Raw genomic sequence first — 12,033 nt, forward strand, 5'->3', positions numbered from 1 at the left:
GAAACAGAACGGCCGCTTTTCGGAGAGTGCCTCCGGGAAGCGGCCGTTTTGCGTTTCGTCGGTCGGGAATTTCGGAGCCCGGGGGCTCGGCCGGGGAGCTCGTCGTCAGGCGTTCGAGTTGTCCGAGTCGACCGAGCTGTCCGACTCTTCCGTCGGTCCGAAAACCCGAAGGAAAAGACCCGCCGCCGCTCGGTCGGCAACGGTGCCGAGAAGGGCGAGCGGAAGAAGGAGGTCGAGGGCAAGGACCGTGTTCTCCGACGGCTTCAACCCGACCATGGCGGGAAGCATCGAGAGGCTTTCGGGCCTCAGAAAGGAAAGCGCAAAGGAGAGCGCAAAGACGACGAGAAAGGCAGGGGCGCCCGCCGAGAGGATCGCGCGCCGCGCGCGGGCGAAACCTTCCGCCGCGAGCTTCCCGGCTTCTTCCCGCACCACCCCCGCGCCGAGCACCAGAAGGACCGCCGTCACGGCCGCCGTCTCGAGGAGCCCGGGGGACTCCAGAACCCGCACTCCGAACCCCGCCGAACCGCCTGCGATGAGCCCCGAGAGCACGGTCGTGCGGGCTGCGGCGCTAAGACGCTTGGCGCGTGAAGCGGGATCGAGGGCGAGCGTCGGCATCGGTTCGGCGGGCTCGGTCGCTTCCTGCGTTGCGCTCGTTTGCGTTGTTTCGTGTGCTTCGTCGTTAGCAACGGTTTCGACCTTCGGGGTGTTTCGAGAATTGCGTTCGGTAGAAAGCATGGCAACAGTGCAGTGTTTTACGCGCTCGTCGTCGTATCGGTCGGGGCGTCACCCGTCGTATCCGTTGAATCGACCGAATCCTCGGGCGCCTCGCACGGGCGTTCGGGCTTGTAGGCCGTCACGATGAAGTCGAGCGTCACGACTTCTTCGCATCCGTCCGCAATATGCACGGCCGCGGGGTAGGCCGCGCGGCAACAAACGCCCCAGAGACCGAGCGACTCAAGGTGGCCGATTTCCCAGTCGGGGCGGTTGCGGGGGGTCATGGGAAGGTCGCGGGCGATTCTCTCGATCACCGACGTGTCGACGTCGCCGAGGTACTTCGGATCGAGGCTTCGGGCCGCGTCGACCGCGCTTCGCACGGCCTTGAAGCGCGAATCGACGAGGTGGTTGTAGTGGTTGCCGTCCGCGATGAAGAGAGCGCCTCCCGGGCGCAGCACGCGCACCCACTCGGCGACCGCCGCTTCGGGGTCGGTCATGTTCCAGAGGACGTTGCGGCACATGACGACGTCGAACGATTCGTCGGGGAAACTCAAGCGGTCGGCAGCGGACTGCGTGAAGAGAATTTCGCAGTCGGAGGCCTGAGCGTTCACCTTGGCGGCTTGAAGCATTTCGACCGAGATGTCGACTGCGGTCACGTCGGCTCCCGCTTTGGCGGCGAGAATCGCGAGGAAGCCTCCGCCCGTGCCGACGTCGAGCACCCGGCGGCCCGCGAGCGGGTAGGTGTTCGTGAGGTGGCAGGTCCAGCGGTAGGCTTCGGGCCCGTTGATGTCGTCGCGCGTGAAAAGACCGTAACCCGCGGCGCGGCGGTTCCAATAGTCGGAGATCCGTTCAAGGAGCGCGGCTTCGGCCGCGGAGCGTGGGGTGTGCGAAGTCATGGACGGGAATGTCAAAAAAGCGTTTGCAAAACGAGCCGGGTCGGACCGTTCGGGTACCCGACAGATTACCCGTTTCCGCGGGCCGTGCGCATTCGGACGGGCTTCGATCGGAATCGCGCAGGCCGTATTGTGCCGAAATTTTCCTCAGTCTTCGACCGAACCGTCGGGTAGAGCCATACGCCGTCGGAGAGATAGACGGGACCGCCGTCGCCGATATCGAGCGCATCGTAGAGTTCCCGCATGGACGAGAATCCTTGCGCGGGTTCTTCCGCTTCGTCTTCGGTTTTGTCGAGCTCGTCCTCGTTCTCGAGATCCGCGCGCTTGACGTTCGCGAACTTCCTGAAATCCATGCAACGCTCCTTGCTTGTTGCCGAATGTTTTCCGAGAACGCCCGAGCGAGCCCGGACGAATCCGGCCGATTCGACGGGATTCGAAGACGTCCTCCCGATCGAGTATAGGCGCGCGGAGCACCGGCCGTGCCGCTCGCCGGCAGGGGCTCGGGTACTCGAGGACGGTCGACGACGTCGCGGAAGCGGGGAAGAGCCCGGTCGCGGCCGTAACGGAATCGCAACGAACACGGAACGGACACGTGCCGGGCTCGTTGCGGGCGCCTTAGTTTTTCTTTTTCAGAAGAGCGGGGCAGACCTGGTTGTAGAGCAACTCTACGAGCGGCAGGTCGTCGGCGATTTCCGGATCGGCCTTGGCGTAGGCGCGATCGATCTTCCCGCCGGTAGCCTTCAGGTAGCGTCCGCCGTTGGGCATCTCGGGCTTCGTTTCGACCTGGAACACGTCGCGAAGCGTCAAGGTCTTGCCTTCGAGCATCGGAGCGGCCGTGGTGCGGCTTTCGTCGATCGTGACGCTCTCGTCCCTGCAAAGGAGCGACCAATGGTTGCCGTGCGAAGCCGCGCCCTCGAGGCGATCTTTGGGGTGCGCGACGTTGCCAAGACGCCCCGTCAGATCGCGCCCGTCTTTGACCGTGCGAAGGATCCAAAAGTCGTAGCGCGACGACGTGCCGCCCTGGTCGATGATGTAGAGTTCGACGCCGGTGTTCGGATTTTTATCGATAAAAAGTCGCGTCTCGTCGTCGGCTGCGGCGACAAGACTCGGAACGAGAAGGGCGCAAAGTAAAAGAGCTTTGGTTCGTGTCATGGCGGGCCTTGGGTCGTAATCGTCAGGTGGTTGGTGTGACTGCTCCCCGTCCAAGCTGAGCATTTCGGGCACGTCCACGATCGAACCGACAGATCGAGCTCGTCTCGTTTGTACCCGCACTGCGAGCACGTTTTCGATGACGGAAAGTAGGTGTCGACGTGAACGACGTAACGTCCCTCACGTTCGGCCTTGTACTCGGTCATACGGACGAACTCACCCCAACTCGCATCCGCAATGGCGCCGGCGTCAGAGTCGGTCGTTTTTCTTTACGATCCTGCGCACGATCCAGAGTGCCAGGACGAGCACGAGAATCGACGCGGACGTGAGGAACATGTAGAGGGGCTTCAGGTGTTCGACGTCGACCACGATGTATCGCGCCACCGCCACGATGGCAAGCGCAATCGGGGTGTGGATCGGAATCTCGCGGGTGCCGAGCGCTCCGCCCTTCACCATGGAGAGGATCTCGATGTAAAGGAAGAGCATCAGGAGGTCGCCGAGCCCCACGGTTTCCTTCCCGACCATTTCCCAGATCGAAAGACCGATGCCGACGAGCGTGGCGATGGCGATGGCGACGAGCGCGATCGACTGGCCGTAGGTGAGCCAACGGTTGAAGCGCTGGCTGAAATCGTGAAGCTTCGCCTCTTCGGGATCGATCGGAGACGTGAAGCCGCAGGTGCATTCGGTCGAGTCGGGGCTGCTCGGCATCTTGGGAGAGCCTGTCGTGCGGGATCCGCAGCAGGACGCCTCGGCGGACGAGTCGGAGCGGTTCTTTTGGGCGAAGGAGGGATCGGCAACGTCGGGAATGCGGTCGATGGGAGGAGGGACGGGCACGGTAATGCGAGCTCTTGGGAAAAGTTGGGGGAAAAACGTCGGTGAAGGTCGACGAAAATCGGCCTCCGGGTCGTAAATCGGAGTGCCGAACGGGAATTATTCCCGATTCCCGCAGGCCCCAAAGGCCCGCATCGACATTTCGTAACCTTTTTTCGAACATTTCGTTCGATATTCCTACTTTCGGGGGAGGCGAAGCGCCCCTTCGGGAGGGGGAATACGTCTTTCGGAGGGCGGGCCGCCCGTGTCGAATTCCCCCGACGGGCGGATGGCGGGGAAGGCGCGGCGTCTCTATAGTGAAGTATGAAACGAAGCGCGCGTCTCGCTCGGGTTGTTCGAATGCCGTCCGACAACGGATTCCGGGCATTCGCCGGAAACCCCGATCGACAGCGCTTTGCCCGGGACCCCGGGCGCAGCCCCTTGGAAAAGCAAAACACGAGGGATGCGCGCGAAGAACCGGGAAGAACACACTCAAGAAGAAGCCCCAAGCGGCATCGGGAGGCCGACGGTGAACCGTACCTACGATCGTTCCAACGAAACTTCCAACGAAACGTCCGAAGAGAGCGCGGGCGAAAGCCTTGAAGACACGGCAGTAAAGCCCTGCGACGAAGTGACGCTCTTCGGGCCGGATCCCGGTCGCACGTACGAGCGCGAAGTGCTTGTGCTCGGGATCGGCAACATTCTCTGGGCGGACGAAGGCTTCGGGCCGCGCGCCGCGGAAGCGTTCCACACGGCCTTTCGGATGCCCGAGGGGTGCGAAGTGATGGACGGAGGGACCCTCGGCGGTTATCTTCTCAACGACATCACGGTGACGCGCTCCATCCTCGTTTTCGACTGCTGCGACTTCCACGAAGCGCCGGGGACCGTGCGGATCCTGCGCGGCGACGACATCACGCTCTGGGCCTCCACCAAGATTTCGCCCCATCAGCAAGGCTTCAACGACCTTTTGTGCTCGGCGGCGCTCCTCGGGAAGACTCCCGAGCGGATCGCCGTCGTCGGGGTGCAGCCCGAAAGGCTCGACGACTACGGCGGAAGCCTCTCGGACACGATCCGATCGAAGATTCCTCAGGCGCTGGAACTCGCCCGTGCGGAATTGGCCGCCTGGGGCTTTGCGCCCGAAGCGCGTGCGGCCGACGAGGCGGTGCCGCCTTTGGACGTCGCGCCCGTGGCAATCGACGCCTACGAAACGGGTCGCCCCTCGGCGCAGGACGCCTGCCGTACCGGGGACGAACGGTTCCTCGTTCGCGAAGCGGGCGAAGCGATTCCCGACGCAGGCGAAAAGTAAGCCGGTCTGAAAGAAACAGAAGAGAAAAGAAAGAGAAATCGAGGAGGGTACTTCCTATGTGCGTCGGTATTCCGATGACGGTTCGAGAAGTTTATGAAGACGGCACGTGCCTCTGCGAGCGGGACGCTCGCACGGAGCGCGTCGAAATCGGGCTTGCGGGCGACGTGAAGCCCGGAGACCTCTTGATGGTGTTTCGCGGGACGGCGCTACGCCACATGACCGAAGAGGAAGTGCGCGAGGTGAACGACGCCCTTTCGGCGCTTGCCGACGTCATGGCGGGGGACGCCACGGAAGAGACGATCCGAGCGGGCTTTCCCGATCTCGTCGATCGCGAGCCCGAGCTCCCCGAGCACCTCAAGGCGCTTGTCGGAAAGCGCGCGGTCTGAACCGAATACGGCAATTCTCGAAGGAGTTCGTTCATGAGCAAATTCACTCAAGTGGCCCCGATCGACGTCGACACCCATCCGGGGTTCGTGCGTCTTTACGGGAAAGAAGGTTTCCGGAAGGTGGGGCAAGAGAATGTCGACACGCTCCTTGCCGCGCAGGGACTTCAGTTCGTCGTCTTTGCCGACGACCCGATGAAGCAAAAGGAAACGCTCGACATCGTCGTGATTGCCCCCGAATTGCGTCGCGCCTTGGGCGACGCCATAGCGGGCGCGTGGTTCACGGACGTGCGTACGGGCAGGGCTCTTGCCGCCCGCTGGGGGATTCGCAAGCTCCCCGCCGTCGCGCTTTTCCGCAGCGGCACGTACCTCGGTGCGGCCGAAGGGCTTCTCAACTGGGACGAATACCTGACGACGCTTGCCGAGGTCGGCACCCGCACCGAAGCGCCCCCGCGCCGCATCTCCCTGATTCCCAACAACGAACCCCCGACGTGCGGCTAAGCACGGCATATCCAAAGCAAATAAGCCCCGATCAGGAGGAATTTTCATGGCCGATCAATCGTTGTTCAACGCCGCCCGACGCTGGGCCGACGTTCCGAAACTCGACCCCGAAACCGAACGCGCCGCTGCCGAAGCGACCGTCGCCTTTTTGAAGGCCGTCGAAGCGGAAGTGACCGGACATCTCGGCAAAGTCGAAACCGAAGGCAAGGACGCCGATGAGCTCCACGTCGTGTGGGATTTCGAAGCGTTCGATCCGCGTCACCTCGACTTTCTCCTTGCGACGCTCGGAGAAGGCGACGTACGTATCAAGCTTTGCGACGGCGAGGTGAAGGTGGCCGACACGGGTGTGCCCGGTCTCTGGCGCATGCAGTCGGGTCGCGACGGGCAGGTAAACAGCTTCATCCTCGCCCGCATCCCGAAGGCCGTGCGTGCGGTGGCAGCGGAAGGCAAAGACGCCGTTCCCGCCATCGTCAACGGGGGCGCAAACGTCTTTGCGGCGCCCGCCATTCTGAACGAACTCCAGCACACGCTGGAGAAGACCGACCTTGTGACGCTCACCGATACGCCCGCGTTTATGGTCGAGCTCACGCACCAGCCGATGTCGCCCGGCGACATGAACGCGCTCTATTCGACGCTCGGGCGCGGGCCCGTCGAGATTGAACTGCGCGGCATGGCGATCGGCAAGGTGAACCTCACGGGCGTGCGCGGGATCTGGCACAGCCAAATCCTCAACACGCTCGGAAAAACGCTGCTCGACGCCTACGTCGTCGCGGGGATTCCGCCCGAAGTGCCGATTCCCGAAAGCGAGTGGGTGGATTGCCTCTCCACGTGCGCGGACTTGATCGCTTGGGTCGAGCACGACTTGGAGCGCGGAACGCTCGGCGGGAAGCCCGCGCAGGCGAAGACGGTCGTCGCGTAACAAACGGCGCCCGAAGGCGAATTTCCATTGCGGGAGGGCCGGCCGCCCGGGTCGGTCCTCGTTTCTCTTCCTCCAAAAGGTTCTATGACTACCGTGAAGACTTCCGAAACCGAACACGCTGCTCCAACCGCCGACGTTGCTCCGGCCGCCGAATCCGCTTCCGTCGACCTTCCCGCCACTGCCACGGGGGCGGAGATCGCGGGGCTCCTCGACGCGCTTGCGCGCTCGCGCGTGGGTCCCGAGACGCGCATGCAGTGCAAGGTGTGCTGGTACGTCTACGACCCCGCCGAAGGCTGCCCCGAGTGGCAGATCGAACCGGGGACTTCCTTTGCGGATCTCCCCGACTACTTCACCTGCCCCGATTGCGGACACCCGCTCTCAAGCTTCATTCCGGCGGAGGAAAACGACTGAAAGAATGCGCCCGAGGTCGAACAAGAAGGCCCGCATTTGGAGCAAATGCGGGCCTTTTGTCGACCGTTGGTCGGCCTGAAATCCCCTGAAAACAAAGGGAATGACGCGTGTAAAGCGTCCTAATGGAAAAGGCGTAGAATTCGCCGTCCGACCGCGGCCTCTCCTCGGGCATCATGTTCTCGTCGAGACCCGAATCGGTTTCCCAGTTCGCTGTTGAGCGAATCCCGTTTCGGCGCCTCGTTTCTTGATTCCCGAAACTTCGAGTTCCGCCCGGTCACCCGCGGGCGACTCGCCCTTGATTTTTAAGGACGCGCACATGCTTTCCCGCCGCTCGCTTTTCTCGACCGCCGCTCTTCTCGGCACCGGGCTCACGACGCTCGGTTCCGCTCCCGCCCGCGCGGCCGCGACCGTTCCCGCCTCCGCCCTCGACGAAGTCGTTCCGACGAAGGCCGCCCCGATCGCTCTCAATTTCAATGAGAATTCTATGGGCATGTCGGCATCCGCCAAAAAGGCCGTGATCGATTCGCTCGGGAAGGCCTTCCGCTATCCCGACGACGCGAAGGAAGCGGCCCGCAAGGCGACCGCGGACCTCAACGGCGTCTCGCCCGAACTCGTGACGCTCGGTTCGGGCTCCTCCCAGGTGATCCAGGCCGTAGTGGCCTCGCAGGTTCAGAAGGCCCGTGCGGCGGGCAAAAAGGTGCAACTCCTGCAGCCCGTCCCGACCTTCGGCGTCGCGGAATCCTACGCGGCGGCTCTCAACGTCCCCGTGACGAACGTGCCGCTTAACGCCGAAACGCTTGAAATCGACGTTGAAGCCCTCAAGAAGGCCGCCGCCCGCTTCGACGGCGTCACGATCGTCTACTTCTGCAATCCCAACAACCCCACGGGGATCGTGACCGACAAGGCGAAGCTCTCGGGCTGGATCGAAGCTTCGGCTGCCGCCAAGGCTCCCGTTTTCTTCCTCGTCGACGAAGCCTACGGCGAATTCGTCGAGAATCCCGCCTTCGAATCGGGCGTGGTCCTTGTGAAAAAGGGCCTCGACAACCTGATCGTCACGCGCACCTTCTCGAAGCTTTACGCCTTGGCGGGCTTGCGTCTCGGTTACGGGATCGCAACGAAATCCGTCCTTGCCGAGTGCGATCTTTTCGAATCGGTGGATAATATCAACCTCGCGGGTGCCGTCGCCGCCGCGGCGACGCTCGCCGACAAAACGTATCTTGAAACGTCGCTTGCGGCGACGAAACTCTCGAAGGCCATCGTGACGAAGGCCTTCGACGAGCTCGGGATCAAGTACCTCCCGTCGGAAGCGAACTTCATCTTCCACCAGGTGAAGGGCGACTCCGAGACGTACCGCAAGCACATGGCCGATGCGAACATTCTCGTCGGCCGCGCGTTCCCGCCCTTTACGGGCTGGAACCGTCTCACGCTCGGTACCCCCGGCGAGATGAAGGCTTTCGTCAAGGTCCTCAAGGACTTCCGTACGAAGGGTCTCATCTGACCGAAAGCGCGCGAGGATGGGGGATTACGTTCTCGCGCGCGGGTTGCGGCTCGTGCGACTGCCGGGGTGCGGTCGCACGCATCAACCGCCGTTTCCCCGGAGAAACTCTCGGCCCAGAGCGCGGGCCGGGAGTTTTTTCCGTTTTGGGGAGAACGATCCGAGCCCCCGTCACCGCGCAACGATCGAGGCACAATAGACGTGTGTGTCTTTCCGGAGATCGGCCATGATCGTCTACACGAGAGCTCGGTTCACGCCCGAAGCAAAACGCGTGGCCGCACGATATGTCGTAGTGACGGGCTGCCCTGTCAAGCAAGCGGCCGAGGAACTTCTGGTTGCCCGCAGTACGCTCTATCGTTGGGTTGCGGAATACCGCCGAGATGAAGAACTCGTCGGGCAGTTCTTGTCGAAGTTGACGCCCGACGAAGCGCAGAAGTTTTCGGACTGCAGAGAAGCGATCGAAAAAGAACTATTCGAAGAGACCTTGGACCGGCTGAAGAAAGAGGCGCAGTCGGAGCGGATGTATCCGCCGCCTTGGAAGCTGCCTCCTCTTGAGTTTCCGTACGATTAAGTGACCGCGGCGTGCGGTGAGCGAGGGTGCGGCGCGCAAGCGCGACCCAACGAGAGCGTCGAAGTCCCGCGCCGAACGTGAAAAAACCCCGCTCGCGCCCTGTACGAACGGGGTTTTTCAGGGGAGCATCACGCCCGGTATTTTGCCGGGAACTCCATGTCTTCGTAGCGTACGAACTTCGTCTTCTTGACGAGCTTGTAGCCGAGCCAGACGGCGAGGAAGAGGGGGATGCCGATGTAGGTCGCAGCCACCGAGGACCAGTCGATCGTGTCTTCGAGGAAGGCCTTGTAGTTCTGGCCGAGCATGATCGTCATGCAGAGCACGAAGGCGAAGATCGGACCCCAGGGGAAAAAGCCCGAGCGGTAGGGAAGCTTCGAGAGGTCGCATCCCTTCAGGACGTAGCCGCGGCGGAAGCGGTAGTGACTCACTGCAATCCCGAGCCAGGCGATGAAGCCGCACATCCCCGAGGTGTTGAGAAGCCACAGGTAGACGTCGCGGTTGTCAAAGAGCGACGTGAGGAAACAGAGGCCCGCCACCGCCGTCGTCGCGACGAGCGCGTAGCGCGGCACGCCCGAATTCGAGAGTCGAGCGAAGCACTTCGGCGCGTCGCCTCGGAGCGCGAGCACGTAGAGCATGCGCGTTGCGGCGTACAGGCCCGAATTCCCCGCGGAGAGCACCGACGTGAGGATGACGGCGTTCATGAGGGCGGCGGCCGACAAGAGACCGGCATGCTCGAAAACGAGCGTGAAGGGGCTCACGGCCACGTCCGCGATGTCGTTTTTGAGAAGACGCGGGTCCGTGTACGGGATGATCAGGCTGATGACGAAGATCGAGAGGACGTAAAAGAGGAGGATGCGCCAGAAGACCTGTCGCACGGCCTGCGGAATCGCCTTTTCGGGGTTTTGCGTTTCGCCCGCGGCGATGCCGATCAACTCCGTCCCCTGGAAGGAAAAGCCGACGACCATCGCGACGCCGATCAACGCGGGGAACCCGCCCACAAAGGGGGCGTCCCCCGTCGTCCAGTTCGCAAAGCCCGCGGGGATGTCGTCCGTGAGGATCCCGAAGATCATCGCGCAGCCCGTGGCGATGAAAAAGACCACGGTGAGCACCTTGAGGAGCGCGAACCAGTATTCGGTTTCACCGAACCCCTTCACGGAGAAGAAGTTGAGAAGGAAAATAAACCCGAGGAATAGGGCGCTCCAGAGGGTTCCGGGGACGTCCGGAAACCACCAGCCCATGACGAGCTGCGCTGCGACGAGGTCGACCGCCACGGTGACGGCCCAGTTGTAGCAGTAGTTCCAGCCGAGCGCGAAGCCGAACGCTTCGTCGACGTAGCGACGCCCGTAGGTGGAGAAGGACCCCGCCACGGGTTCGTAGGCGGCAAGCTCCCCGAGGCTCGTCATGAGAAAGTACACCATGAGGCCGATCACGGAGTACGCAAGGAGCGCGCTCCCCGGGCCCGCTTCGGCAATCGTCGCGCCCGAGGCGACGAAAAGCCCCGTGCCGATCGAGCCGCCGATCGCGATCATGGTGACGTGGCGCGACTTGAGTTCGCGCTTGAGGCCGGACCGGCTGCCGGCGTCTGTTTCGGACATTCTTGGAATTCCTTCGGAAAAAAGAGAGTTGCGGTTCCGTGCGACATCCATCGGTGTCGCACGGGGCCCGTATCCCTTTCCGAAGGCGTCGCGGGGTGATTCAAAAAGCAATCCCTGCGACGAACGGACGGTGTGTTCGTGCCCGTAACGCCAGCCGACAGCTCCTCCGTCACCGACCGAAGCTTGGGGTCGTTCGCAAGCCGAACGAGCGCTTCGTCGCGACGGGAGTGATGCGGATCTTCTCCGCATCCCCAACTGCCCTCCCGCGTCCGGCAGGGCGTTTCGGCGGACGGCCCCTTCGATCGGCTTCTTCGGGTACCCCCTCGGCCGTCTACTCATGCTCGCCCGCGCCTCTATCACGCATGGTTGCCGACCGGATTTCGGGCGGCAAAGGACACATTGTTACACAAAATGGAGGATTTGTGGGTTTTCCTTGGAGAAAGGCACGTTCCGGAAACAAAAATCGGGCGTATCGAAGCTTGAGTGTGCTCAGCGTTTGAGTTGTTGCTCGGGAATCCGAACGTTTCGATAGAAACGTCCGTTATTCGTTGCGCGTAGTCCCACGTCCCAGAGAACGGTGCCCGTGCGGTCGGTGAGTTTGTTGGCGCCGAGGATGCGGGCGCCCGGTATTTCTTTGAGGGCGGCCGCCTTGACGTACTCGGGGATTTCACTTGCCGGCACATCTTCTTTGGCCGAGAACAGCGTGCCGTCGGGTCTGATCCGAAGTTCGACCTCGCGATCGCCCGCAAGTTCGAAGTCGGCCTCGAAGGTGTTCGTATCCTCATCAAAATCCCATTCGATGCGAGGGATATCGCCGAAGGTTGTTTGTACGTAAGCACGAACGACTTCCGGTACGGCATCTGCCATGAGGTCTTTGGCCGATACGCTTGAAGCGCACGCGAGAAGTCCGAAAAGGCAGGAAAAAAGTGTTGTTCGGGTGAGGTCTTTCATGGGACAAAATCAAAAATGACGAAAAGTTGTCGAGACCCTCAGTTCTTCTCGCCGAAGAGTTTTTCCTTGAGCGCGGCACCCGCCTTGTCGATGCTCGAAAGCGCGTTGTCGTAGCCCTTTTCGAGGCAGGCCTGGGAGAGGGCCTTCCTTGTCGGCGACTTCCTTGATGTAGGCGGGCGAGCAGGTCTTTTCGTTCGGCGTGATCGACTGATTGCAGCCGGCGAGAAGGAGCGCGGCGGGGACGGCCAGAGCGATGATCTTAAGCATTGCGGATCGGTTCCTAGTAAGGTTTCTCGGAGAAACTCGCGTTGTAGTCGGTCGGACGCGCAAAGAGG

Annotated in this window: 15 protein-coding genes and 1 riboswitch; of the genes, 7 read left to right on the plus strand and 8 right to left on the minus strand. The window is 62.3% G+C overall.

Annotated features, from left to right (window positions below; translation table 11 throughout):
• Positions 1-105: 105 nt before the first annotated feature.
• The 6 genes from S6FBBBH3_RS05840 to S6FBBBH3_RS05865 all read right to left on the minus strand — a co-directional run bounded on the left by S6FBBBH3_RS05840 (position 106) and on the right by S6FBBBH3_RS05865 (position 3,590).
• A complete protein-coding gene (locus tag S6FBBBH3_RS05840) occupies positions 106-735 on the minus strand; it encodes a hypothetical protein (protein ID WP_120176855.1) in 630 nt (209 codons plus the stop codon).
• A 17-nt stretch (positions 736-752) separates the two neighbouring features.
• Positions 753-1,610 (minus strand): class I SAM-dependent methyltransferase, encoded by an 858-nt coding sequence (locus S6FBBBH3_RS05845; protein WP_120176856.1) that lies wholly within the window; start codon positions 1,608-1,610, stop codon positions 753-755.
• 65 nt (positions 1,611-1,675) lie between these two features.
• A complete protein-coding gene (locus S6FBBBH3_RS05850) occupies positions 1,676-1,960 on the minus strand; it encodes a hypothetical protein (RefSeq protein WP_120176857.1) in 285 nt (94 codons plus the stop codon).
• A 262-nt stretch (positions 1,961-2,222) separates the two neighbouring features.
• Complete coding sequence (locus S6FBBBH3_RS05855) at positions 2,223-2,759, minus strand: hypothetical protein (RefSeq protein ID WP_120176858.1); 537 nt, start codon at positions 2,757-2,759, stop codon at positions 2,223-2,225.
• The gene (locus S6FBBBH3_RS11435) at positions 2,756-2,995 is read right to left on the minus strand and encodes a zinc ribbon domain-containing protein (protein WP_408646499.1); all 240 of its coding nucleotides are present in this window, start codon (positions 2,993-2,995) and stop codon (positions 2,756-2,758) included. Before S6FBBBH3_RS11435 ends, S6FBBBH3_RS05855 begins: the two co-directional genes overlap by 4 nt.
• 10 nt (positions 2,996-3,005) lie before the next feature.
• The gene (locus S6FBBBH3_RS05865) at positions 3,006-3,590 is read right to left on the minus strand and encodes a phosphate-starvation-inducible protein PsiE (RefSeq protein WP_232008736.1); all 585 of its coding nucleotides are present in this window, start codon (positions 3,588-3,590) and stop codon (positions 3,006-3,008) included.
• A gap of 505 nt (positions 3,591-4,095) precedes the next feature.
• Here S6FBBBH3_RS05865 and S6FBBBH3_RS05870 point away from each other — a divergent pair.
• The 7 genes from S6FBBBH3_RS05870 (at position 4,096) to S6FBBBH3_RS05900 (ending at position 9,152) form a co-directional block, all read left to right on the plus strand.
• Entirely contained in the window at positions 4,096-4,872 is a 777-nt protein-coding gene (locus S6FBBBH3_RS05870; RefSeq protein ID WP_232008737.1) for a HyaD/HybD family hydrogenase maturation endopeptidase, read from the plus strand.
• A gap of 56 nt (positions 4,873-4,928) precedes the next feature.
• Positions 4,929-5,258, plus strand: coding sequence for a HypC/HybG/HupF family hydrogenase formation chaperone (locus tag S6FBBBH3_RS05875; RefSeq protein WP_120176861.1), 330 nt, complete (start codon positions 4,929-4,931; stop codon positions 5,256-5,258).
• Between the two features lie 33 nt (positions 5,259-5,291).
• Positions 5,292-5,756 (plus strand): thioredoxin domain-containing protein, encoded by a 465-nt coding sequence (locus tag S6FBBBH3_RS05880; RefSeq protein ID WP_120176862.1) that lies wholly within the window; start codon positions 5,292-5,294, stop codon positions 5,754-5,756.
• 46 nt (positions 5,757-5,802) lie between these two features.
• On the plus strand, positions 5,803-6,675 hold the full coding sequence (locus S6FBBBH3_RS05885) for a hydrogenase expression/formation C-terminal domain-containing protein (RefSeq protein ID WP_120176863.1): 873 nt from the start codon (positions 5,803-5,805) through the stop codon (positions 6,673-6,675).
• Positions 6,676-6,759: 84 nt separating this feature from the next.
• Entirely contained in the window at positions 6,760-7,086 is a 327-nt protein-coding gene (locus S6FBBBH3_RS05890) for a rubredoxin (protein ID WP_120176864.1), read from the plus strand.
• A gap of 316 nt (positions 7,087-7,402) precedes the next feature.
• Positions 7,403-8,584: a pyridoxal phosphate-dependent aminotransferase gene (locus S6FBBBH3_RS05895; RefSeq protein ID WP_120176865.1), complete on the plus strand. Its 1,182-nt coding sequence runs from the start codon at positions 7,403-7,405 to the stop codon at positions 8,582-8,584.
• 223 nt (positions 8,585-8,807) lie between these two features.
• A complete protein-coding gene (locus tag S6FBBBH3_RS05900) occupies positions 8,808-9,152 on the plus strand; it encodes a transposase (protein WP_120176866.1) in 345 nt (114 codons plus the stop codon).
• Between the two features lie 128 nt (positions 9,153-9,280).
• Here S6FBBBH3_RS05900 and S6FBBBH3_RS05905 read toward each other — a convergent pair whose 3' ends face one another.
• Both S6FBBBH3_RS05905 and S6FBBBH3_RS05910 read right to left on the minus strand, forming a co-directional pair.
• Positions 9,281-10,747: an amino acid permease gene (locus S6FBBBH3_RS05905; protein WP_120176867.1), complete on the minus strand. Its 1,467-nt coding sequence runs from the start codon at positions 10,745-10,747 to the stop codon at positions 9,281-9,283.
• A 197-nt stretch (positions 10,748-10,944) separates the two neighbouring features.
• Positions 10,945-11,111, minus strand: a riboswitch (Lysine riboswitch).
• Between the two features lie 125 nt (positions 11,112-11,236).
• Positions 11,237-11,698, minus strand: coding sequence for a hypothetical protein (locus tag S6FBBBH3_RS05910; protein ID WP_123957647.1), 462 nt, complete (start codon positions 11,696-11,698; stop codon positions 11,237-11,239).
• Positions 11,699-12,033 lie beyond the last annotated feature (335 nt).

This window comes from Sutterella megalosphaeroides (genome assembly GCF_003609995.1).
Taxonomy (GTDB): domain Bacteria; phylum Pseudomonadota; class Gammaproteobacteria; order Burkholderiales; family Burkholderiaceae_F; genus Sutterella; species Sutterella megalosphaeroides.